This is a genomic window from Paraflavitalea sp. CAU 1676, from assembly GCF_029223285.1.
In the GTDB taxonomy this organism is placed as follows: Bacteria; Bacteroidota; Bacteroidia; order Chitinophagales; family Chitinophagaceae; genus Paraflavitalea.
Genome location: NZ_JARHUJ010000006.1, coordinates 135811 through 160024 on the forward strand (window position 1 = coordinate 135811; position 24214 = coordinate 160024).

General features: G+C 47.4%; 24 protein-coding genes. 6 read left to right on the forward strand and 18 right to left on the reverse strand.

Annotation, left to right across the window (positions count from 1 at the left end; genetic code table 11):
• Positions 1-9: 9 nt before the first annotated feature.
• Both P2H89_RS20225 and P2H89_RS20230 read right to left on the reverse strand, forming a co-directional pair.
• The gene (locus tag P2H89_RS20225; protein WP_275830231.1) at positions 10-1131 is read right to left on the reverse strand and encodes a GNAT family N-acetyltransferase; all 1122 of its coding nucleotides are present in this window, start codon (positions 1129-1131) and stop codon (positions 10-12) included.
• Positions 1132-1151: 20 nt separating this feature from the next.
• Positions 1152-1478 (reverse strand): hypothetical protein, encoded by a 327-nt coding sequence (locus P2H89_RS20230; RefSeq protein WP_275830232.1) that lies wholly within the window; start codon positions 1476-1478, stop codon positions 1152-1154.
• 58 nt (positions 1479-1536) lie between these two features.
• On the opposite strand from P2H89_RS20230, the gene P2H89_RS20235 reads away from it, so the two are divergent.
• Both P2H89_RS20235 and P2H89_RS20240 read left to right on the forward strand, forming a co-directional pair.
• Positions 1537-4230 carry an outer membrane beta-barrel protein gene (locus P2H89_RS20235; RefSeq protein ID WP_275830234.1) on the forward strand — a complete coding sequence of 898 codons (2694 nt, stop codon included), beginning with the start codon at positions 1537-1539 and terminating at the stop codon, positions 4228-4230.
• A gap of 115 nt (positions 4231-4345) precedes the next feature.
• Positions 4346-7132, forward strand: a complete 2787-nt coding sequence (locus P2H89_RS20240; RefSeq protein WP_275830236.1) for an outer membrane beta-barrel protein — start codon at positions 4346-4348, stop codon at positions 7130-7132.
• Between the two features lie 76 nt (positions 7133-7208).
• On the opposite strand, the gene P2H89_RS20245 is transcribed toward P2H89_RS20240, so the two are convergent.
• The 4 genes from P2H89_RS20245 to P2H89_RS20260 are packed head-to-tail and all read right to left on the reverse strand — an operon-like array spanning position 7209 to position 10273.
• Positions 7209-7661 carry a RidA family protein gene (locus P2H89_RS20245; protein ID WP_275830238.1) on the reverse strand — a complete coding sequence of 151 codons (453 nt, stop codon included), beginning with the start codon at positions 7659-7661 and terminating at the stop codon, positions 7209-7211.
• A 12-nt stretch (positions 7662-7673) separates the two neighbouring features.
• Positions 7674-8453: a TIGR02757 family protein gene (locus tag P2H89_RS20250; protein ID WP_275830240.1), complete on the reverse strand. Its 780-nt coding sequence runs from the start codon at positions 8451-8453 to the stop codon at positions 7674-7676.
• Positions 8454-8484: 31 nt separating this feature from the next.
• A complete protein-coding gene (locus P2H89_RS20255; protein WP_275830242.1) occupies positions 8485-9120 on the reverse strand; it encodes a LysE family translocator in 636 nt (211 codons plus the stop codon).
• 10 nt (positions 9121-9130) lie between these two features.
• On the reverse strand, positions 9131-10273 hold the full coding sequence (locus P2H89_RS20260; protein ID WP_275830244.1) for a cystathionine gamma-synthase: 1143 nt from the start codon (positions 10271-10273) through the stop codon (positions 9131-9133).
• 369 nt (positions 10274-10642) lie between these two features.
• Between P2H89_RS20260 and P2H89_RS20265 the strand changes: the two genes are divergently transcribed.
• Positions 10643-11074, forward strand: coding sequence for a hypothetical protein (locus P2H89_RS20265; protein ID WP_275830246.1), 432 nt, complete (start codon positions 10643-10645; stop codon positions 11072-11074).
• 34 nt (positions 11075-11108) lie between these two features.
• Here the strand turns inward: P2H89_RS20265 and asnB are convergent, their stop codons facing one another.
• The 4 genes from asnB to P2H89_RS20285 form a co-directional block, all read right to left on the reverse strand.
• Positions 11109-12950 (reverse strand): asparagine synthase (glutamine-hydrolyzing), encoded by a 1842-nt coding sequence (gene asnB, locus P2H89_RS20270; RefSeq protein WP_275830248.1) that lies wholly within the window; start codon positions 12948-12950, stop codon positions 11109-11111.
• A 19-nt stretch (positions 12951-12969) separates the two neighbouring features.
• A complete protein-coding gene (locus tag P2H89_RS20275) occupies positions 12970-13605 on the reverse strand; it encodes a DUF2911 domain-containing protein (RefSeq protein WP_275830250.1) in 636 nt (211 codons plus the stop codon).
• A gap of 17 nt (positions 13606-13622) precedes the next feature.
• A complete protein-coding gene (locus P2H89_RS20280; protein ID WP_275830252.1) occupies positions 13623-14195 on the reverse strand; it encodes a DUF2911 domain-containing protein in 573 nt (190 codons plus the stop codon).
• A gap of 95 nt (positions 14196-14290) precedes the next feature.
• On the reverse strand, positions 14291-14884 hold the full coding sequence (locus tag P2H89_RS20285; RefSeq protein WP_275830254.1) for an ACP phosphodiesterase: 594 nt from the start codon (positions 14882-14884) through the stop codon (positions 14291-14293).
• A gap of 455 nt (positions 14885-15339) precedes the next feature.
• Here P2H89_RS20285 and P2H89_RS20290 point away from each other — a divergent pair, with 455 nt between their 5' ends.
• The 3 genes from P2H89_RS20290 (at position 15340) to P2H89_RS20300 (ending at position 17453) form a co-directional block, all read left to right on the forward strand.
• The gene (locus tag P2H89_RS20290) at positions 15340-15807 is read left to right on the forward strand and encodes a hypothetical protein (RefSeq protein ID WP_275830256.1); all 468 of its coding nucleotides are present in this window, start codon (positions 15340-15342) and stop codon (positions 15805-15807) included.
• Positions 15808-15902: 95 nt separating this feature from the next.
• Positions 15903-16352 carry a hypothetical protein gene (locus tag P2H89_RS20295; RefSeq protein WP_275830258.1) on the forward strand — a complete coding sequence of 150 codons (450 nt, stop codon included), beginning with the start codon at positions 15903-15905 and terminating at the stop codon, positions 16350-16352.
• Between the two features lie 120 nt (positions 16353-16472).
• Entirely contained in the window at positions 16473-17453 is a 981-nt protein-coding gene (locus P2H89_RS20300) for a deoxyhypusine synthase family protein (RefSeq protein WP_275830260.1), read from the forward strand.
• A 75-nt stretch (positions 17454-17528) separates the two neighbouring features.
• On the opposite strand, the gene rpiB is transcribed toward P2H89_RS20300, so the two are convergent.
• From rpiB to P2H89_RS20340, 8 genes are all read right to left on the reverse strand, one after another.
• Positions 17529-17984, reverse strand: a complete 456-nt coding sequence (rpiB, locus tag P2H89_RS20305; protein ID WP_275830262.1) for a ribose 5-phosphate isomerase B — start codon at positions 17982-17984, stop codon at positions 17529-17531.
• 52 nt (positions 17985-18036) lie between these two features.
• Positions 18037-18891 carry a twin-arginine translocase subunit TatC gene (gene tatC / locus P2H89_RS20310; RefSeq protein ID WP_275830264.1) on the reverse strand — a complete coding sequence of 285 codons (855 nt, stop codon included), beginning with the start codon at positions 18889-18891 and terminating at the stop codon, positions 18037-18039.
• A gap of 167 nt (positions 18892-19058) precedes the next feature.
• Entirely contained in the window at positions 19059-20333 is a 1275-nt protein-coding gene (locus tag P2H89_RS20315; protein ID WP_275830266.1) for a hemolysin family protein, read from the reverse strand.
• Between the two features lie 183 nt (positions 20334-20516).
• The gene (gmk, locus tag P2H89_RS20320) at positions 20517-21095 is read right to left on the reverse strand and encodes a guanylate kinase (RefSeq protein ID WP_275830268.1); all 579 of its coding nucleotides are present in this window, start codon (positions 21093-21095) and stop codon (positions 20517-20519) included.
• A 40-nt stretch (positions 21096-21135) separates the two neighbouring features.
• The gene (locus P2H89_RS20325) at positions 21136-21834 is read right to left on the reverse strand and encodes a LytTR family DNA-binding domain-containing protein (protein WP_275830270.1); all 699 of its coding nucleotides are present in this window, start codon (positions 21832-21834) and stop codon (positions 21136-21138) included.
• Positions 21831-22877, reverse strand: coding sequence for a histidine kinase (locus tag P2H89_RS20330; RefSeq protein WP_275830272.1), 1047 nt, complete (start codon positions 22875-22877; stop codon positions 21831-21833). Before P2H89_RS20330 ends, P2H89_RS20325 begins: the two co-directional genes overlap by 4 nt.
• A 1-nt stretch (position 22878) precedes the next feature.
• Positions 22879-23541, reverse strand: coding sequence for a hypothetical protein (locus P2H89_RS20335; RefSeq protein ID WP_275830274.1), 663 nt, complete (start codon positions 23539-23541; stop codon positions 22879-22881).
• 18 nt (positions 23542-23559) lie between these two features.
• Positions 23560-24186: a hypothetical protein gene (locus P2H89_RS20340; protein ID WP_275830276.1), complete on the reverse strand. Its 627-nt coding sequence runs from the start codon at positions 24184-24186 to the stop codon at positions 23560-23562.
• Positions 24187-24214: the final 28 nt, after the last annotated feature.

Consider the following 24214-nt stretch of genomic DNA (forward strand, 5'->3'; position numbering starts at 1 on the left):
GAGGAAACCCTAAAAAACCTTCAGGTAAGTGCGATGTAATTTATCCAGTTTGGCGCCGGTAGCAGCATGAATAGCAAGCATCTTGTCATTGAAATCGCCCACCCATGCCAGCTCAACGCCCTTCACGGTGTTTCGGGGCACCACCTCCAGTTGAAGAGATCGTATCAGAGCAGATTCAATACCATGATTTTGATACTTTTTCTTACACCCCATAATGATGATGCGTAAACGGTCGATCGTCATTGTTTTCTTGTACCATAGGAACTTAAGCTTACCCCAAAGATTAAGCTTTCCGTTTACATGTTTCAGCACCTGGTTAATATCGGGCAAGCAAAGAACACAAGCAATGGGCTCGTCGTTGTAGTAAGCAAACCAGATAATGCGCTCATCCATGATCGCCTTCATTTGCCGGAATGATTCCTTAATAACGCCCATTTCGATAGGGGTAAAATTGTCGAATGTGCTCCAGGCATCATTATAGATCTCCCGGAAGTCTTCCGCATATTTGGTAAAGTTGTTCTTATCGAAGTATCGGAATGAGTACCCGGGCTTCTTCATCACCCAGTCGGCAATTTTGGTAAAGCGCTCAGTGAAGGGTACCGTTATATCGAGGTAATTGGTCAATTGGTCATACTCTTTCTCAAATCCGTATGATTCAAAAAAGGTCTGATAATAAGGCGGGTTGTAGTTCATTCCCAGGCTGGGTGGCTTGAAGCCGTCTATCAGTAATCCCCAGAATTTGTCATTCTCCCCAAAATTGATAGGCCCTTCCATTGCTTCCATGCCGTTCGATTGCAGCCAGGCTTTGGCGGTATCCAGCAATAGGAACGCAGCCTTGGTATCATTGATGCATTCGAAGAAACCCACCCCACCGGTTGCCTGGGGGTGCTTGTAAGCCTTTTCATAATTGACGAAGGCAGCGACACGCCCGATGATCTGCCCCTGGTCATCTTGCAATAACCAACGGTTGCATACTCCATGCTCAAAATAAACATTCCGTAAAGGATCAAAAATAGCCTCCACTTCATTATCAAGCGGACTGATCCATAGGGGATCGTCTTTATAAAGCTTCTTTGGCAGATCAATGAATTGGCGGGCTGTACGGGGGCTGTTAACCTCAATCAAGTTCATTCGGCGAACTTAGCAATTATTCACCATTTTTCGTCATCGGGAATGTCCTTTGCCGACCGGTATAGCTCGCGGGTCCTGATCTTTTCCAGCTGACGCTCTACCATCAAAGCGGCAATCAGGGAGCCTGCATCGGAACCTGCCTGGTCACTCAGGGCGGCCCTGATCCGGGGCTCGCTCACATCGAGACGGTATAACAGGTTCACCAGTCCGGTAAAATCAGATAGGATCATCGCATTAATGCGGACGGCCAATTGATTCATCCATTCCTCCCAGGGCCCGTCCTCCTGAATATTAAATTCGGGCGATAGCTGTTGTTTGACCAGGAATATGTTGTCTGCTTCTGCCAAATTGAGTAAATTTAAGTAAGGTCCCAATTGCAATGGAATCAATCTTATCCGATAGAAAATGCGTTCTATTGCAGGCCTTATTGTGTTTACCTTGATCCTTATCTTCCAGGCACAGGCTCAACGCGACCATTATGCCAGCCTTAAAGGTACAGTTATTGATTCAGCCAGCCGCCAACCTGTAGAAGCCGCCACCGTTAGTGTTTTCCTCATCGCCGATTCCTCGCTCGTATCTTACGCCATTACTAATAAGAAAGGTGAATTTCTATTAAAGACAATACCGCAGGCCCGCCCCTGCCGTGTCCTCGTCTCCTACAGCGGACTTCACAGCTACGCCCAGGACTTTGTCATTGCCCCCGAAACCAAAGAACTAATCATCAATACTGTGCAGCTCCGAAAGTCGTACGCCGCCATGGAAGAAGTGATCGTTTCGGCGCAGCGCCCACCCGTCATGGTAAAAAAGGATACCCTTGAGTTCAATGCCGGATCTTTCAAAACACCCATAAACGGGGTGGTGGAAGACCTGTTGAAACAATTGCCGGGTGTTGAGGTGGATGCGGAAGGCAACATAACGGTAAACGGTAAAAAAGTAACAAAGATAACCGTTGATGGTAAGGACTTTTTTGGAAGCGATTTTAAAATTACCTCGAAGAACCTGCCACGCGATATTATCGACAAAATCCAGATCGTTGATTACAGAACAAGAGAAGCCCAATTCAATAAAACAACGACCGGCAATGAAGATAAAGCGATCAACCTCACCCTTAAAAAAGATAAAAAACGGGGATTATTTGGCCGCGCAAGTTCCGGCTATGGATCCAATGAACGGTACGAGGCAGGTGCCAGTTTAAACTATTACAAAGGTCCGATGCAACTGAGCTTTATCGGTTACGCCAATAATACCAATCGGATGAGCTTTTCTGGCGGCGATTTCTCCATGAGCAAACCGGTAAGCAGCTTCAATGGAGGGGGGAGCGGCCTGACAAAAACCAAAGCAGCCGGCCTCAACTTCAGCCAGGACATCAGCAAAAAACTGCGCATCACCGGAAGCTATTTTTTCAACAACAATGAGATAAAGAACCTAACTAATGCAAGGCGCCAGAACATACTGGCCGATAGCACCTTTTTTTATCGCTCTATCACCAATTCCAATACAGAAAATCGAAATCACCGCGTCAACATCAACCTTGAATACAAGCCCGATAGCCTCACCGACCTCTTTATCAACTCAGCGTACAACACCGGACAATCAATGGTTTCAACCGGCAATGAGGCAGCATCAACCAGCATCACAGGAGAGAAGATCAATAGTGCAGACAATGCTTTCACCAATAGTTTCAACGATCGTCAGGTATCACTCGACGCATTTGTGGGACGGCGGCTAAACAATAAGGGGAGAAGTGTTACTGTGGCTGTCAATTATAATCATGGAGCAAGAAGGCTTTTTGATACCAACAAAGGAATGACCGTTTATTATGGAGCCAATGGCGCCAATATCGAAGACACGGTCGATCAACAGGCTCCTGGAAATGCCAAAAGCAAACAAATGTCTTTGTCTACCACCTGGAATGAGCCAGTCTCACGAAAGCTGGACCTTATCCTTGGCTATAACTATATGGAAAGCCATGCTGCCTCCAACAGGGTCACTTACCTGTTCAACCCACAAACGAATGCTTATGACCTGCCCGACAGTTTGTATAGCAACGCAACAAGCACCCGCTTCATAGCGCATACACCCAATATCCGGATGGGGTATCGATCCGATAAACTAACGGCCTATCTTGGAGCAAACCTGCAGTGGCTCCAGCAGAGCAACCAGCCTGAAATATCAAAGCCCGCACGACTCCAGCGATATTCCAATATGCTTCCCAATGCCAACTTCAACTACCGCTACAGCAAAACAGGAAATATCAATTTCTCCTACAGTGGCTCAAGCCAGCAACCCTCCATCGAGCAATTACAACCGGTGCCCGACAATACCAATACGCTATATATAACACTCGGCAACCCCAACCTTAAGCCCTCTTTTTTCCACAACATGGGATTGAACTTTCAACAATACAATAGCAGTACTTACTGGAATGCAGGCGTAGGCTTTAACACAGCAAGCAATCAGATCGTGTATGAAACCTGGTTCGATAGTGTGCAATATACCCGGCCTATCAACAGCAATGGCAATTACAGCCTATCCTATAATCTGCATTTTAGCCGCAGCTGGAAGAAAAAGGACTGGTCGTTCAGGATTATTGCCGGCAGTAACGGCTTCTTTAACAGAAATGTTTCCTTTACAAACAAAGCTTTGAATATTACCCGTCTCTACCATTTTACGCAACGGATTGGCCTTACCTATACCTTTAAGGAATTGCTGACCCTGATGCCAGTCTTCATGATCCGCTACAACGACACTAAGTATTCGCAATCCCAATCGGCCGAAAACATGACCAAATCGATTACAGCCAACGCATTCCTCAACTGGCCCAAACGGTTGATCTTTGAAAACAATGTTCAATACCATTACAATAGTCGCACAGCACCGGGTTTTCCGAAGGCCGTTACCATGTGGAATATTGCGGCCAACTATCAGTTATTCAAAGACCGGCAGGGCTTGTTGCGATTCTCGGTCTACGATCTGCTGAAGCAAAGTACCAATATCTACCGCTCAACCACACCCACTTATATCGAAGACACACAGGTACAGGTGCTGCAGCAGTATTTTCTGGTCAGTTTCATCTACACCCTCAAACAGTTTCGCTGAGACCACCTCGTCAGTAAAAAGAGCCATTTAAACAAAAGGAAACATATTACTATAAATTAGTTTTGAATGATTTACGAATGGTTCGTAATATTACGGAAACTTCGTAAAGCAACATATGAGATATCTTGTACTCTCTTCCCTGTTAACTGTTCTTAGCCTCATGAGTATGGCACAGGATAAATGGACCGTCAAAGGAAAACTGGTCGATTCATCAGGCAAACAATCATTGTCGCTGGCCACGATCACCGTATTTAAAGCTAAAGACACTTCGATCATTACATACCGCCTTAGCGATCCGCAGGGCGCATTTCGGGTACCTGGGCTGCCCGGCAATATTCCCTGTCGGGTAGTGATATCGTTCTCGGGCTACCGGGTTGAGCGGAGAGAATTTGAATTAACCGATGCGAACCCGTCAATAGATCTCGGTACAATCAAAATGATCCCCAATGGACAATCGCTCGATGAAGTACTGGTTACAGCGGAGCGACCGCCGGTAACCGTGAAAAAGGATACCATAGAATTCAATGCCTCTGCTTTCAAAACTTTGCCTACCGCATTGGTCGAAGACCTGCTAAAGAAACTGCCGGGCGTAGACGTGGACGCAGAAGGCAACCTCAAAGTAAACGGCAGACCGGTAAACCGGATTTTGGTGGACGGTAAGGAATTCTTTGGCGGCGATCCCAAAGTGGCCACCCGCAACCTGCCAGCCAATGTTATCGACAAAGTACAGGTGAGCGATGACAAAGACCAACTCGACCAGGACCCGGATGTGAACAAAAGCCAGCTCGGACAGGTGATCAACCTTAAGTTGAAGAAAGCTATCAAAAAAGGATGGTTTGGTAAAGCCTATGCCGGCGCAGGAACCGATGATCGCTATGAGGCCGGTGGCATCGTAAACATGTTCCGCGATACCCTGCAGGTAAGTGTCCTGGGATTTACCAACAACCTCAACAAGGCGGGCTTCGGTTTTAAAGATATCATGTCGATGGGTGGTTTTCAACGAAATGGCGTGAATAGTATATCGATAAATTCCGATGGAGGTTTTGCGCTAAACGGAGTCAGCTTCGGAGGTATGGGCCAGGGCATCACCAAAACTACTGGCGGCGGCATTAATATCAACAACGAATTGGGCAAGAAGGTATCCCTCAACCTCCAATACTTTTATGGCCAAAACAATACCCAACTCGACCAGCTTTCCAACACACAACAGTTCATCAAAGACACAACACTTACTACCCGTAACACCACCCGTCAGGCGTCTGACGAATACACGCACAGGATTGGAGGAACCCTCCGGTGGAAATTAGACTCGCTCACCACCATCAGGTTCACTCCACAGGTTAACATCCGTAAAAACCAATCCAGCAGGCTGCTCGAATCCTGGGCAGGCAATAACTTCAGTGCACTGCTCAATGAAAGCAACAACAGGCAGCGCATCGATGGTAATGAAATAGGCTACTCACACAGCATCAACTTCAACAGGGCTTTTAAGAAAAAGGAAAGGTCCTTGTATATAGGTCAGGATCTGGCGATCGGCAACCGGACCGACGATCAGTACAATGATATCATCGATACCTTTTACCAGGCAGGCAATAAACGATCCCTTAATCAATTGCGCGACCGCGAAGCCAGCAACCTGCGGGCTTCGGTATCGTTCAACTACAACGAGCCCCTCACAAAGAAACTCGGACTTAAGTTCTCGGGCAGCGCAGAGTACTTTAAAGACAAGGATGGCCTCAACACATTTAACAAGAATGCAGCAAGCGAAGATTACAATGTGATCAATCCTGCTCTTTCCAATGAAGTAGATCGCAGCGGTACACGCACCACCATAACTACGCAACTCAACTGGAAAATAAAGAAATGGAGCATCCTGCCGGGCGTATCTTATAAAACGCTGGATATAGACAATAACTTCACGAAGAACCCGGCTATCGACCAGCAATTCAATTACCTGCTGCCGGCCCTCAATGTCAATTTCAAAGAATGGAGCTTTAGCTACAACGTCAATATCCGCGAGCCGCAGGCCACCGATCTGCAACCCGTTGTAGACAACACCAATACACTGTACCAGCAATTGGGTAATCCTTCGCTGGTGCCCACAAAAGCACACAATCTCTCGTTGTATTACAACAAATACGATCCCAAGACCTTTACATCCTACAATGTCTATTTCAACGGTAACATCAGCGATGATGCCGTGATCCGTGAACGCAGGGTAGATGAAAAAGGCGTGCAAACCACCCGCCCCATCAATACCAATGGCGTTTGGCGCATGTCGGGCAACCTGAGTGCCAACAGGCAATTCAAACTAAGAAGCGACTGGAAGCTCACCCTGAGCGCCTCGTTATGGGGCGACTATAGTCGTAATCCTGTAATTGTAAATGACAGCCGCAGTGAGGTGAAGAACTGGCGCATTCAGCCCAGTGGCAGTTGGGCATTCAACTTCAAAGACAAACTCGAATTCAATCAACGCTATTCGATCAACTGGAACAGGAGCACCTACGACAATCCGGTATTTCCTGACCTCGAAGTGGTAACGCACTACTCTTCTTCGGAAGTGGTGGTCCGCTTGCCAAAGCATTTCGTTTGGGAGAGCTCGATCGACTATACTTACAACCCGCAAACAGCGCCAGGCGTGCGTAAAAGCAATCTCCGCTGGAACGGTGGCATCAACTACCTGTTCCTCAAAGAAGAAAAAGGACAACTTAAATTATCGGTCTACGACCTCCTTAATCAAAACATCAGCGTGAGCCGCACTACCCGCGAAAACTATATTCAGGATAATCAAACCACTATCCTGCGCAGGTACTTCCTCCTCACCTTCACCTACAACATCCGCAACTTTGGAGCACCGGCGCCTCAAAAAGTAGGTGGCAGAAACAGTTTGTTTATGTTTTAACAGATAGATTTCTCATGTACCCAGGGGCCAGCCTTCCGGCTGGCCCTTTTTTATACCAGAAACCATTTCAACGTCGTTACTTTTTCGGAAGATAAGCGACCAGCTCAACCTCCAGCCTTGCTTCGTGCATAAACAGCCGGCTGATCTGTACCCAGGTAGCAGCGGGATAATCTCCTTTGTAGAATTGTTTACGGGCCGCATTATGCTGTTTCATCGCTTCGATATCGGTAGTGTACAGATTCTCTTTGACAACGTTTTGAAAAGTAGCCCCAAAGTGCTGTAAGGTTTTCTCCAAACCTGCGTACAATTGTTTTATGCCTTCGGGTGTCACCTGCCGGGCAACGGTACCTGATATATAGATCACGTTGTCGATCTTTACGGCCTGGGCATAGCCGGCAGCCGTATCCTGGGAATTGCTGCCCCAGTGAAATTTTTCCTTTACGATAGAATTGTCCTGCGCGCCGGCAGTTATCGAAATAAACAATAACGCCAGAAGGCCGGCGCCAGCCAGCTTAGAAAAATGATGCATGTTATATAGGTTTTAGAATTTCTCCATGACACCCAGCCCAAACAACGCAAAATCATACCTCGCCGGGTCGGTCTTATCCAGCTTTCGCAAATAGCTGGTCAGCTCAAGCGCTGCCAACCAATCAACCGGTTCCCGCTCCAACAGTCTGAACCGCTTGGCTACACGGGCTACATGCAAATCTATCGGACATACTAACTGAGCGGGAGAGATCCTGCGCCAAATGCCAAAATCAACTCCCCTTTCGTCGTTTCGTACCATCCACCTGAGGTACATGTTGAGCCGCTTACAGGAAGAGTTCTTTTCGGGAGATGCAATATGCTTACGGGTACGGGGAGGAACATGTTCGAGGGAGAAAAAGTAGTGATAGAACCCGATCAGGGCCTGCTCAACCGTAAGATCATCCGGTGACATCCATTTGGAAAAAGCAGTTTCCAGACTATCCTCCTGGGAATAGTGAAAATGCAGAAAGCTTACAAAATATAACAGGTCGGTGGCGTTGAAGGTCCTGTGCTTAAATGACTCGAGACGGCGTAGATCCTGTTCGGTGTGATGCAAAACGAAGTCGTGCGGGGCATTGTCCATCAGCTGCATCAGCTCTCTTGCCTTCTTAATGATCGTAGTCCGGTTACCCCAGGCAAACAGGGCGGCAAACAAACCGGCGATCTCGATATCCTGCTTTGTCGTAAACAGGTGGGGAATGCAGATCGGGTCGGCTTTGATAAAATCCGGCTGATTGTATTCGTCTGCCTTCTTATTGAAGAATACCGACAGGTCATTGGGTTTACCACTCATAGCGCAAATATCCGAAATCGTGCGTTGATTATCATTTGCCCTTATCCAACGCCATTTTCGCCGCTAATGCCGTCAGCACACTCGCCATGAACCACTTTTGCATACGTACCCAATGCGGTTTCCGGCCAAACCAAACAGCCACCCGGGCTGCCGACAACACGATCACGAAATTTACCGTAAAACTGATGAGCATCTGGGTAACACCCAATTGCAGGCTTTGGGTGAGCACACTGCCATAGGCCGGTTTAATGAACTGGGGAAAGAACGACAGGTAAAAGACCGCCACCTTGGGATTCAGGACATTGGTGAGAAAGCCCATGCGAAACAGCTTTGCAGGTTGATCAGGTGGCAGATCCTGTCGCATTTCAAATAATCCCTTGCTGCCAGGTTTAACAGCCTGCCAGGCCAGGTACAACAGGTAAACAACACCCATCGTCTTTAACACCGTGTACGCAAAGGGGATCGCAAACAGGATCGCTGTTAATCCAAACGACACGAGAATAATATGGAACAGGAAGCCGCAAACAACCCCGGCAAGGGAGATCAACCCGGCTTTCCGGCCTTGGGTGATGGAGCGCGAAATAAGATAGATCATGTTGGGGCCCGGACTGATCACCAAAACCAGGGCCGCCAATGCAAACAGCATCAGGTCATGAAAAGGTATCATAGCATAAGTTTTAGCGCCCGATCGCCTGCTCCAGGTCCAGCACCAGGTCTTCCATGTCCTCTATGCCCACACTCAACCTGATCAGGGAATCGCTCAAACCATTCTTGATCCGCTCTTCCCGCGGAATGGAAGCATGTGTCATCGAAGCAGGGTGATTGATCAGCGATTCTACGCCTCCAAGGCTCTCGGCCAGGGAGAAGATCTTTGTAGAAGTAAGCACTTTCATAGCAGTCTCCACACTATCATCTTTCAAAGTAAAACTCATCATACCACCAAAACCACGCATTTGCTTTTTGGCAATAGCATAACCAGGATGGTCTTCAAAACCACACCAGTAAACTTTACCTACCCGCGGGTGTTGCCGAAGGAACTGTGCAACCTTCTCTCCATTCTCGCAATGACGTTGCATCCTTACGTGTAATGTTTTGATGCCACGCAATACCAGGAAACAGTCCATTGGGCCGGGAACTGCTCCACAGCTTTTCTGGATAAAGTAAAGCTGCTCACGCAACGCCGGGTCATTCATCACCAACGCACCCTGAATAACATCGCTATGGCCCCCAAGATACTTTGTGGAGGAGTGCATAACAATGTCGGCACCAAAATCCAACGGATTTTGCAGGTAGGGCGAAGCGAACGTATTATCGACACACACCAACGCCTTATGTTTTTTGCCAATCGCTGTTACCGCCTCAATGTCCGTAATGTTCATCAGCGGGTTGGTTGGCGTTTCCGTCCAGATAAGCTTGGTTTTATCGGTCACTGCGGCTTCAATGGCTTTGACATCGGTCATGTCTACATAACGGAACCGGATACCGAACTTTTCAAACACTTTGGTAAACAACCGGTAAGTGCCTCCGTACAGGTCGTTGCCGGTAACCACTTCATCGCCGGGAGCCAGCAATTTCAAAACAGCATCGGTAGCAGCAACGCCGCTGCTGAAAGCAAGGCCAAACTTACCATTTTCTATCACGGCCAATGCTTCTTCGAGAGCCTTACGGGTGGGGTTTTGCGAGCGGGCATACTCAAACCCTTTGTTCTTACCAGGCGCTTCCTGTACATAGGTAGAAGTTTGGAAGATAGGCGTCATGATCGCACCGGTAGAAGGGTCCGGATGTGCACCGGCATGGATAAACTTGGTAGCTGGCTTCATAAAATCTTAATATTGGTAAAATTACGGATACAAAGATGCAGAATAATCCCTAACACGCACCAACACCACAGAATAACCTTTCAAGGCAACAAAATCTTCTCCTGTTATACCACCCGTAATTCCGGATTTCCAGTTTAACAGAAGCTTAACCTGAAACAAAAAATAAGCTGTAACATTTCTGAAACCCTCTACAGGCCTGCATTTCACCCACTACCAATAGCCTTATATCACCGACTCATCTGCGAAAATCTTCGTATTTCTTATCATGAACCTCCCGCCCCTACCAATTGGCTTGCCGTCTGTACCTGGTGCCATTACATTTGGGTTGTAATTCACAGTTACACAGTTCACCCAATAAAAATTATAGCCATGAAAAAAGTATTAATGATCATTTGCGCAGCATTTATAGGAGCTGCCGCTTATGCGTACGATCCCAACGAAAAAGTACTGAAATCCTTCCGCGAAACATTTACACAGGCAGAAGAAGTAAGGTGGGACGAATCCGACAATTATTACACAGTTAGCTTTTTAAGCGCTGGCATCCGTTCCAAAGTAAACTATGATAAAGAAGGCAATATGCTGAGCTCGATCCGTTACTATTCTCCGCAGCTGCTTCCTTTGAACATCTTCAATAAACTGAAAAAGGAAAACCCAAAAAAGAATCTCTTCGGCGTAACTGAACTCACTACCGGAAACGATGTTACCTACTACGTGAAAATGGAAGATGGTAAACATTGGTTCACACTGAAGGTAGACGAATCAGGCAATACGCAGGTGTTTGAAAAATACAGGAAAGGTTGATCAGGACCAGGTCGGCTCCCAGTCATGAAATAGTCTATCGTAGTAAGGAACCGGCCACCAGATACCTCCAATCAAAGTTTTCAGCCGCATGGGAATCCTGCGGCTGAATTTTTTTATCCAGTACGCCCCGTTTGAGAACACCCTTATTCACCAAAACGCGGCGGCCCTCCTGGATAAGTTCCATAACCTTCAAATTGCCCATCCAGGCAGCCTGCGGCGGCTCAAAGCCGATCTTAGTTTTGCTCCATACCCTGTCGGCAGGCAGCTGATCTTCCATCGCTTTCCGAAGGATCCATTTCAAATAGCCGTCTCGTATTTTATACCCTGCAGGCAGGGAAAACAAAAACACCGCCAGCTCATGAAACAGGAAAGGCAACCTTACTTCGCGTCCATGGGCCATACTATTACGGTCGGCATATTGTAGCAATTCTTCCAGTCCGTTGAGGAAAGTATTGTAGTAAAGCACACCATTCAAGGAGTGCTCGAGTGGTAGCGCATAATGCGACTGGCCAAAAGATTCAACAAAAGAGGCTGCAAGGTCTGGCAGGTGTCGCTGCTGCCTGCCTCGCTGGCGGATCAGCCATATATCGGCAAAATGAGGCAACTGCCCGGCCAGCTGCTGCTTCCACCCCCACTGCGCCGCCACGGCCGGTTGCGTAGCCTGTAGCTCATGCCGCAGCAGCTGCCTGTTACCCCGGTACAGTTCGCGCCAATACCAGGGAAAATATTTACTGTAACCGCCTATCAGCTCATCGGCCCCCTGGCCATCCAGCAATACGGTTACACCGTGTTCTTTTGCCAACCGGAAGACCCCGTATTGCGCCACCACACTGGCCGATTGAAACGGCTCCTCCTGGTGATAACAAACCCGCTCAAAATCATCAGCAAACATAGCAGCATCCGGGCTTACCGAATGGTTCAGTACACCCAGATGCCCGGCAATTCCACCAATAGCAGCCGACTCGTCGCGGGTAAAGCCGGGAAAGATAGCCGAAAAAGTATGCAGCCTGTCGGGTCCAACCCTGTTTCTGATACAGGCGATCACAGAAGCACTGTCGAGCCCTCCACTCAGGGAAGTACCTAACGGAACGTCACTGCGCAATCGTCGCTCCACAGAAAGTGACAGTAGCCCACGAAATTGCCGAATAGCCTCCGCCTCGTCCGTTACACGACTTTCGGTAGGTAAGTCGATGTCCCAATAACTATGTTCAGAAAGTTGATCTGCCCGACGATCATATATGAGGTAACACCGCGCAGGCAATTTACGGATGCCTTTATAGAACGTGGCCCCGCGATCGCCAGGGTCCTGGATATACCCTAGGGTGAGGTAGTTGAACAGCATAGCTTCATCCATCTGCCGCTCAACGCCAGCGGCCCATAACCCCTTCATTTCGCTGGCAAACACAAACTGCTGATCGCCGGTAAAATAATAGAAAGGTTTTTCGCCAAAACGGTCACGTGCCGCAAACAACTTTTGCTCCACTTCATCCCAAATGGCAAACGCAAACATGCCGTCGAACTGCTCCAGGCAGTCAGTGCCCCAGGTAGCATAGGCCGCCAGGATCACTTCTGTATCTGATTGTGATTGGAAGGTAGAACCGCTTTGTTGAAGCTTGTTTTTGATCTCGGGGTAGTTGTAAATTTCCCCGTTGAATACGATGGTATAGCGGTTAAGATAGTGCATTGGCTGTGCCCCCTGGTCGCTCAGGTCAATGACCGATAAACGGCGGTGCCCGAATCCGGCATGGCCGCCCGGCGATATCCAATACCGTTCGCCATCCGGACCACGGTGCGCAAGCACCTCGGTCATACGCATTACACGTTGTTCGGAAACCAATTCCGCACGGGAGGTTATAATACCGCTAATGCCACACATAATGGCCTAAGATACAACACTAATAGGTAAACGGAAGCTTTGCACGCACACTATCCCACTCCATGACCAGTTCGGCGCCTTCGCCCTGCTTTTCAAACTCCATGGTAAATACCTCAAAGGGATAGTTGGTTCTGTTGATGGGAATGTTGAATTTATAAGCGTCCTTGGTAGAATCGATCTTCAAACCCCAGGTGAAGAGGTCATTATTGAGCACCAGCGTCCATTTATCTTCATAGGGAATGCAATAGAGCACATACCTGCCCTTCTCTACCTTTTGCTGATCTATGACGACATCCTTGAAGAATTCGATCTCTGTAGCCTCATTCGCTCCCAGTCGCCATACACTGCCATACTTGAGCACATCGCCAAATATCGCCCTGCCACTTTTCTGCGGGCGACTGTAGATCACCCGGGCAATCAATGGCGGCTGGTTGTCTTTCGACATCTTCAGTTTTGGATAATCAACCGGGAAATAAGACATATCCATCGGCGATTTATCGACGCCCAGAGGAACCTGCTTGTCGGTTGGAGTGCCAATGACAGGATTGATCGTCACCTGATTTTTGCCCGGAGGCGGCTTCTGATCGCATCCGCCCAAAATACCCGAAAAACCTGCCAGGATAAGTAAGCCGTTGATGAAACTGGATCTGCGCATAGTAAGATTCAAAGGATCTAATTGTTCTGGAAATTAAAAGGAACAACCGCTTTCACATTATCCCATACGATAGCCAGGTTGATGCCCGTACTATCCTTTTCGAATTGCATGGTAAAAGCCTCGGCCGCCTCGGGAAGCTTCTGTGCCGGTACATCTACACGAAGCGCGTCTTTTTTGGGATCATACTGAAAAGCGCCCCAGCTGTCTGTTTCACGGTTGAAGATGATCGTCCACTTGTCCTGGTACGGAATGGCATACATCGTATACCGTCCCTTTTTCAGCCTGGTTTCCGTTCCGCACTTCACATCCTTGTAAAGCTCTATTTCTGTAGCCTCGTTGGCCCCCAAGCGCCAGATATGACCATATTCCACCAGCTCTCCAAATACCGAGCGGCCGTTTTTCAGCGGCCTGCTATAAATGATTCTCGCCATCAAAGGTTCCGATACCTTGTTCTGGATCTTGAGTACCGGATAGTTGATCGGGTAATAGATCATATCCATCGGCGACTTATCAATAGCCGGCACCTTATACTGGGCCATCGCGGCACAACACAACAACAACAGAACGGAGAGAACCTTCACATGCTTCATATCCATCATACTTTAAGCGACAAAAATAACAGATTACAGCGGAACCCCGAAGACCAATACCCCTGTTTCCGGTCAATTAAAAACGGATTAAACTATTATTTGTTATCAAAGGTTTCCAGCTGCAGCCGTACAAAGGATTTCACCTCCGGAAAAAAAGCATCATAACACACTTGAAACTCATCATAATGCCGTTCAAACAAACCGAAGGCAATCTTACTTTCGGTTAAATACGCAGACCGCCGAACCAGCCCTTCAAAACTACGGCCAATGCTTTCCGGCTCGCCGTAATGGTAGAGCCAATTGTGTTTTTTCATGTATGGAAACATCAACTGAAAGTCCCGGGGAAATATGCCAGCATATTGTTCGAGGGTACTATAGACTGTTTGCGAAAAATCAAACAGTCTGTCGTTAGAGAATTGGTTTACATCCCGCGCAAGAAAATGATCATAGACTACATCGACAAAAGCGCCACTGTACAACCGGTAATGGGGCCTGAAGACCTCTTTAGCCCTCGCAGTAGCCGGATGCTCGTCGGTAAACTGGTCAATAGCCCGGTGCAGCCGGATCCCTTGCTGAACATCCGGCGCAAAATCGAATTGCTTTTTACCCTTTACAAAATCACTGATCATGTTCCCCACCAGGATGGGAGGAATGTTGAAAGAAAGGTATGCATGCGCCAGGTAATTCACAACTGATGAATTTTGAATCGATTACATTACAATTTACTCGATTTTAACAAGCATCGGCCGACACATCTACTGTTAAAAGCGTTAAAATTTTGTGATGAATGGTAAAGCCGTCGTTTTTGTTGAAAAAACGATGATTCGATCACATCATCATGTGATCAAAGATCACCGCATTTGGGGATGCATGTGATGCATAGAATTACATGTTATTCTTTGTTAAGAAAAGAAGGCGCATACAACCGTAAAACCTGCCACCAACAGTGAACATGCTTACCATCAATGCATTCAATATGATTTAACGGAACCCGCCTGTCAACAAAACACAACATAGCTTAACCTTCCTTAACATTCACTGCCATTAATCACTATTCACTTTTCTTCGGCTATGGAGGCTTCTAATTTTGTGTTGCCTTTATCAAAAAGGCATCGATCATTAAACCAATTAAAAAAGTAAAGTCATGAAAAAGTTATTTGTTTCACTGTTGATGTTGATGAGTGTAGTAAGTTTTGCCAACACACCCGATCCCGGCGACAAAGTAAATGCACAGATAAAAGCAGCCCTGGCTAAAGAATTCGCAGGCGCACAGTATGTAGTATGGCAATCATTGAAAGACCACCAGCTGGTTCACGCCAAGTTCATTTATAACAATGAACAGATTAATGCTTTCTTCGAAGAGGATGGAAAACTGATCGCCACCGGCCGTTATATAGCATTGGGCAATCTTCCGCTAGCGATTACCAAACAACTCAATGCCGAGTATGGCAAATACGAGGTAAAGGACGCCATCGAATACAGCCGCCTTGGCGAAACCAGCTACGTGATCTCACTGGAAAATGAAAAAACAAGGATCGTGCTCGAAGCATACAGCAGCGGTTCCATGTATGTATTCAAAAAAGTAAAAAAGAATTTATCCGCCGGGCTGTAACATTTGCAAAAAGCCTGCGTCGTATATAGTGAAGGGCAAGCAACAAAGAGGAGATCGGAAAAACAAACAGTTAATCACAACATAATATTTAAGCCATGAAAAAGATGATGTTAGTATGGGCCTTGATGTTAACAGTCGGTATCAGCTCATCCTTTGCCAAATTCACCGAAACCGTAAGCCAGCAAGTGATCAATGCCTTTAAGAAAGACTTCACCAGCGCACAGGATGTAAGCTGGGAACAAGGCAAAACCTTCGCAAAGGCTACTTTCAAAATGAACGACCAGGTAATGTTCGCCTTTTACACCAACGATGGAGAACTGGCCGCAGTAACCCGTAATATCGTATCGGCACAATTGCCTATCAACCTGCAATCAACGCTGAAAAAGAACTACGGACAATACTGGATCTCCGACCTGTTCGAGATGGCTGCCAATAACAGCACCACCTACTACACCACACTCGAAGGAGAAGATTACAGATTGATACTGAAGTCGAACGGAAGTACCGGATGGGAAGTGTTCAAAAAAGAAAAGATCAAAGAATAAAACATAAGTTGGTTTTAGTTGGAAAGAAAAAGGTGGGTCACGGAAGTGACTCACCTTTGTTTTTTTATTAATAACAGTTATCTCCCAATTGTGCTAACTTTGCCGCCACAAAAATTCCGAATGACCATGGCTAAAGGACCTGTTTCACAGTTTATCCAACATCACTACCGGCACTTCAACGCAGCTGCATTGATCGATGCCGCTAAAGGTTATGAAACCCACCTGCTGGAAGGTGGAAAAATGATGGTTACCCTGGCAGGAGCCATGAGTACGGCAGAACTCGGTATATCGTTGGCCGAGATGATACGCCAGGACAAGATCCAGATCATTTCCTGTACCGGCGCCAACCTCGAAGAGGATGTCATGAACCTGGTAGCCCACAACAGCTACAAGCGCGTACCCAACTACCGCGACCTCACCCCCCAGGACGAATGGGACCTCCTCGAAAATCACTATAACCGCGTAACCGATACCTGCATACCGGAAGAAGAGGCATTCCGCCGCCTTCAAAAACACCTCGTTAACGTGTGGCAGGACGCAGAAGCCAAAGGCGAACGTTACTTCCCCCACGAGTTCCTGTATAAAGTGATCCTGAGCGGAGTATTGAAAGAACACTACGAGATCGATCCCAAAGACAGCTGGATCGTGGCTGCCGCCGAAAAGAATATCCCTATTGTAGTGCCAGGCTGGGAAGACAGCACCACCGGCAACATCTTTGCCAGCTACGTCATAAAGAACGAGCTGAAAGCCAGCACCGTGAAGAATGGTATTGAATACATGGTATTCCTGGCCGACTGGTACCGCCAAAACAGCGGCGGAAAAGGCGTAGGCTTCTTCCAGATCGGTGGAGGTATTGCCGGCGACTTCCCGATTTGCGTGGTCCCCATGATGTACCAGGATCTCGAATGGCACGATGTACCCTTTTGGAGCTACTTCTGTCAGATCTCGGACTCAACCACCTCCTACGGCTCTTACTCAGGCGCCGTTCCCAATGAAAAGATCACCTGGGGTAAGCTCGATATCAACACACCCAAGTTTATCGTGGAAAGCGACGCTACCATCGTAGCACCGCTCATCTTCGCTTACCTGCTGGGTTGGTAACTAATAGATCCGATCTCAATAAAAAAGCCGCAACAGGATCAATGTTGCGGCTTTTGCTATTTAAAATACTTGTTATTAGCTACAGGAGATCTTGTCCACACGCGTCTGGTGACGTCCGCCTTCGAAAGGGGTATTGATGAATAAGTCGACCATCTGCTTGGCATATTCCAGCGCCACAAAACGCGCAGGAATACAAATAACATTCGCATCATTGTGCTGGCGGATCAAGGAAGCTACTTCCGTTTGAAAAGCCAGTCCCGCCCGTATGCCCTGGTGCTTGTTGGCCGTAATTGCCACGCCGTTGGCACTGCCACAAAGCAGGATGCCAAAAGCCACTTCGCCTTTCTCCACCGCATCGGCTACCGGATGCGCATAATCGGGGTAGTCGACCGACTTGTTTTCATAAACACCCATATCGCTGATCTGGTATCCCTTTTCAATAAGCCATTTTACCAATGCCACTTTGTAGTCGAAACCTGCGTGGTCACTACCGATAGCAATGGGTTTGGAAAGATCGAATGAAGAAGCCATAAGTATGTTGTTGTGTTGAATGTCTGCTTTCCGGCCGGTACCGGCCCCCGGTTTACCAGTTCTTGTCTTTCTCCTGCTGGCGTTTGAACACCCGCACAGAAATTATGATGCTGAACTCATACAGGAAAGCCAGCGGCAGGAACACGATCATCTGGCTCATCCAGTCGGGTGAAGGCGTAATGATCGCCGCAATGACCAGGATGGCCACATAGGCGTATTTCCGGTAGGTTTTCAGGAAGCTGGGCGTGATCAACCCAATCCTGGTAAGCACATACGACACCACCGGCAATTGGAACGCCAGGGCCGAACCGATAATGATATCGACCAGGTTTTCCATATAGTCCGATAAGGTCGGCTTGGTCACCAGGATATTATTCAAACCAATCGTATAGTTGGCGAGGAAACTGAAAGTGAACGGCGCCAGGAGATAATACCCGAAAGCAACCCCCAGAAAAAAGAAGATCGAAACAAAGAAAATAGCCCCCCGGGTGCTTTTCAGTTCCTTGGGACTTAAAGCCGGCTTTACGAAACGCCAGAACTCCCAGAAAATATAGGGGAATGCTATAATAAATCCACCCACGAATGCAATGGAAATACTCGTCATGAACTGAGACCCAAAGGCGATCACCTGTAACTCCTTAACTTTTGGCGGCGGTAAACACAACGTATCACCCGCACCAATCCATTGGCTGAATTTGCACAGGGCCGAATACGTCAGAAAATCATCTTGCAGGGGGCCTGCAATGACTTTAGTGAACACCCAATCGATATTGATAAATATAACGATAGCCCCAACGATCACCGCAATAAGAGAGCGCATGATATGCCAGCGCAGCTCCTCCAGGTGGTCCACAAAGGTCATTTCCGGATTGTCGGTCTTTCTTCTATTAAATAACGATAAAGCCATTGACTGTTACAGGTATAAACTTGGTGAAAGCGGGGCAAATGTACGGGTTATCACGTTGGATTGGACAAGAAAGCTTGTTAATATGTGGTGATTGGCGCTTTGAAAGGATCGTGAAGCGCCCTCGGCGCTCCGGACGGGCTATACAGCTAAGCTTCACCCATTTAACTCTATCGGAGAATTTTCAGCCGCACCGTCTCGATACGGGTATCGCTAACCCCCATTACATCAAACTCATAATCTCCGATTATAATACGTTCCCGAAGCTTGGGAATGGTTTCGTGCTGTTGAATAATAAATCCCGACAAAGTTTCGGAATCATGGTCCGGGAATTCGAGCCCATATTTTTCCCGCAGGAAGTCCAACTCGAGCCTTCCGCTGAGGATAAATTCGTCTTCCGAAACACGCTTATCCTCAAACTCTTCCACGTCAAACTCGTCCTTGATCTCGCCAAAGATCTCTTCCAGCAGATCTTCCATGGTGACGATGCCCGCCGTGCCACCAAATTCATCCACCACCCAGGCAATGCTCTTCCGCTCCTTGCTGAACTTGCTGATCAGGTCGGTAGCACTCATACTTTCCGGAATGGCCGGAATGGGCAACAACATGTCCTTTATAGTGGCTGGCTGCTTGAACAGGTCAAGTTGGTGAACATAACCCAGGATATGATCGATGTCTCCGTCGTATACCACCAGCTTGCTCAGCTTTGTATCAACAAAGATTTTGCGCACATCTTCAACCGTCATCTTCATATCCACCGCCTCTATCTCTTTACGCGGAACCAGACATTCACGCACCTTGATCTTCGGCAGCGACAAAGCGTTTTCGAATAACTCAGCCTTCAGGTCCTGACTTTGATTATGGTGCTCGTTATTCTGACTTTCGAACAGGTCCAGGTCGGCACGCGAGAAGGGAGGCTTCTTCTTGTCGATCCGCATGTCGAAAATGATATTGAGAATGAAAATGGAGATCTTCACAAAACCAACACTGGCCCAGTTGAACATTTGATCGCTCAAGCCGAGTAAGCCCGTACGGGCCGAAAAAGAAAGCAGGCTATCGGCCTTCGCGCGGAAGATAGCTTTGGGAATGAACTCACCGAAAACGACGATCGCCAGCCAGGAAAGAAGGATCTCTCCAAACAACCGGAAAGGCACCAGGTAAGCCTCGGGGGTATTTACCATTTCGAAAGGGATCAGTTTGTTCCACGAAGCACTGCCCAGCAGAACAGCTACTACCAGGAAAAAAGTGTATCCCACGATATTTACACCGATAAACCGGGAAGGATTGTCAAACAGGCTGCTCAGCAATAAACTGCTGGCAGAGCCCTGCTTTTTCTTCAACTCGATGTTCAGACGGTTGGCCGAAGTAAAAGCCACCTCGATGCCGGAGAAATAGGCAATGAAAAAAAACGCTAATACTATGGCTATAATGACAACTAAACTCATACTTGGACTACGAATTTATAAAAAGAACGATGGATTACATAACTTATTGGGAAAGATTGGCATTTAAGGGGCGTTAAGCGCAAAAACGGGGCCGGACTGCCCCCTGATAAGCCGGACAGCCAAAAACAACCTGGCCGGCAGGAGAATCGGCCAACAGATTTGAAGCAGTAAAAGTTGTGTAAACTAGATTTCCAGAAAATCGCGCACGATCGTCATGGCTTCTTGTCTGGCTTTACCGAGCTCGGCATTCACTATAATCCGGTGAAAATGATGTTTGAAAGAGATTTCGTACGAAGCTTTGTTCACCCGGGCGGCCAGACTCTCGGCTGTTTCGGTGCCCCGCGATTCCAGGCGACGCTTTAATTCGTCTACAGAAGGAGGTTCAATAAACACAGAAAGAGTTGAGTTCGGATATTGCTGCTGTACATGGATAGCGCCTTTAACATCGATATCCAGCACGGGCACCTGTTTATTGTTCCAGATACGGTCCAGTTCAGACTTCAGGGTGCCGTAATATTTGCCCTCATAGACCATTTCCCACTCCACGAATGCCTGCTCCCGGATCTTTTGTTGAAAATCCTCCACGTCCATAAAATAATAATCCTGCCCGTTCCTTTCATTGCCACGGGCCTTCCGGGTAGCAGCCGAAACCGAAAAGGCAAGGTGGGGAATATGTTCCAGCAAATACCGGGTAATCGAAGTTTTGCCTGCACCAGAAGGCGCGGTAATGATCAGTATTTTATTTCCGGGATCAAAAGACATATAATAAAATAAGCTGCAAAGAAAACCAAAAACTCCGACTTTATATCTTCAGCCTGGCAAATACTTCTTCCCGGTAGGAAGCCCCGATGGGGATATCTCTGTCAGCAATTCTCACGTAATTCCCCTCTATGAAAACGATCTTGCTACGGGCGATGATATAGCTTTTATGCACGCGCATAAACTGCAACGCAGGTAATTCCTCCTGCAAGCCCTTCATGGTATCGTGCACCAGGTAATTTCCCTGATTGGTCACGATCCTGACATAATCATCCAGCGCTTCCACAAAAAGAATATCCGCGAGGTTTACCTTAAACACTTTCTTATCGGCTTTCACAAAAATGAAAGGCGACCCGCCCATTGCCGGTAGCTCCAGCTTCTCAATTTTTTCCAACGCCTTGTTCACCGCCTTGAGAAACCGCTCAAACGAAAAAGGCTTCACGAGGTAATCAACCGCATCCAGCTCGAAACCTTCCACGGCATATTCAGGATAAGCCGTCGTAAAGATCACCAGCGGCGGTCTCGACAAACTCTTCAGGAAGCTGATCCCCGACAGCGTTGGCAGGTTGATATCCAGGAACAGGATACCCGCCTGCTGTCGCGCAAGCCATTGCTGGGCCGCCGGCGCGTCATGACACACACCAGCCAGTTCCAACAGCGGATGGTCACCAATGTATTTCTTCAAAACGTTTTGCGCCAGTGGCTCATCTTCCACCACGAGGCAGCGATATAAAGTACTCATACCTGTATTTCAAGCTTAACAAAATAGTCATCCTCCAATTCCCGGATATCCAGCACATGCCTCGTGTCGTACAAAAGGGCCAGCCTTCTCTTTACATTGTCCAAACCTACACCCTTATGCTCGGCAACACCTGCAGCCGCCGCTTGCCCCTTCGTATTGCGAACCTCGAAACGAACAACCGAAGGCAATACCTCCAGCAGCACATCAATCTTCACATGGCCCGTATTTCCTTTGGCGCCGTGTTTAAATGCATTCTCAATAAAAGTCACCAGCAGCAGCGGAGCAATGCGTTGCTGGCCAATCTCTCCCTGCACCCGCACGTTAACAGCCACCCGGTCTGTCGATCGAAGTCGCTGCAAAGCAATAAACTCATTCACGATCTGCCACTCCCGCTCAAGTTCTACAAAATGCTCCCTCGACTCATACAGGAAGTACTTCATCAATTGCGAAAGTTGCAGGATCGTTTCCGGCAACCGTTCGTCTCTATCGAGCGTCATGGCATAGATACCGTTCAACGTATTCAGAAAAAAATGAGGGTTGATCTGCTCTTTCAAAGCACTCAATTCCATCTGCGCCCGGTCGGTCTCCAGTTGCAACAACTTTCGTTGTATGTCATTTACAGTAAACCACGATTTCGATAACTTCAGCAGCGAGGTAATACCAAGGTAGATTACAAAAAACAAACACACTTCCCATATACTGAAATAACTAATAAAAAAATAGTCCGGCAACAGGTATTTCGACCAGTCCTGGAAAAAGGAATAATTCAACCAGGAAAACAAACCGATCACTCCCAATACCGAAGCAAGGTACCAACCCCACCTCCTGAAGTTAGCCATTCGTGGCAACAACCAACCAAGGTTCACATATACGGCCGGGATGATCGTAAGGTGAAACAACCCCGCATACAGGTAGTCGATCTTTGCAGTCTCATCGCCCGATCTGAATAGCTTCACAAATACAATGAACGACAGCACCCAGAAAACCAGGTGCTGCATAATTCGGAAAAACGGATGATAAAACCAGCGTCTTTGCGTCATCATACTATGATCCTTTTTTGGTGAAAACAGTAGCCTGGTCGAAGAAACGCTCATCATGGCCATACTTTTCCAGGAACTGATGCAGCTCGAATGAAGAAGCAGTAACCAAAAAAGAATTGTACAAAGGTTCATACACGTGCTTCAGCATCATTCTGCCGCTCAATACTTGTTCTTTAATAAAGTCTCCCCGAAGAATTTGTAACGACATGCTGCCATTGCGATCCAAGCTGATTCTTGCGATGTTAAAAGTAGTCAGGTACTCCGGGCTAAAACCCAAACCTCCATCTTCCAGCTTGTCTTTGAATTTAATGCCCAAAGGCATAAGGTCCATGTACAATTGATTATTGATGCGGGTGAGCGAGCCTACTAATACATACGATGCGTTATTTTCCCGCAACGTAACAGCATAACACTTTTCCAGGAATGCCTGCTGTTCCCTGGTATCCCCCAACGGGAGCTGAGCATCGGTGCTGTCTTTGGGCTTCATTAAGTCGCTTTTGGGAAGCAGTTCGAACTTTATATCAATGGCGCCCGCATTCCAGGAACCCGCTAGCCGCTGGTCGGTGACAATCGTTCGAACCGTAGCAACAGGTTGCAGATTATTGATCCCATTGGAGTTTACCAACGACTGAAGCAGCCCCGAAAGCAAAAAGAATATCTTGAACATACAATATGATTGAAGCGATTATTTAATTCTGTTGAAGGTTTGTTTGTCAGTATAAGCGTCATTTACATCGCCATACTTTAACACATACTGCTGTAACTCTTCCGTAGGAGCGGTGATCACATACGAACCATCGATCCGCTTTTCGTGCCGGATGCGTATCTGTTTTTTATTGATCAGATCCTTCAGGTAACCTTCAGCAAAGCGCACCATGCTCATAGAATCCCGGTTACTTTCGGGGTTGAGGCGGTAAAAACTGTGCATACGCACAAAGCTTTTTCTGTAAATAGTCGCATACTCCTGCTGCGATTCTACAAACGCAGGATAATAATCCAGGTACAGGTGTTTTCCGATGCGCGCCAGGAAAACATAATACCTTTGTGCATCCTCATCGTACTTCGTGTCCGATACGGTTAAGAAATACGCTTTGGTCGAAAGTTTTCGCAGATCCGCAGGCAGTTCTTTGAATAATTCGGGCGTGCCTTGCTGAAAAGTATATATTTCGCCTTCCGAGTCTCCTTTCCACGCACCAAGTAGTTTAGGATCGAAGACGATTTCCTTTTCCGTAAACAGCGGGTACAGCGCCGAGAGGCACCCGCTCAACATGATCATGGCAACCAGTATGCTTGCCGTCAATAATTTTTTCATGACATGGGGTTTGAAGTAATTGAATAGG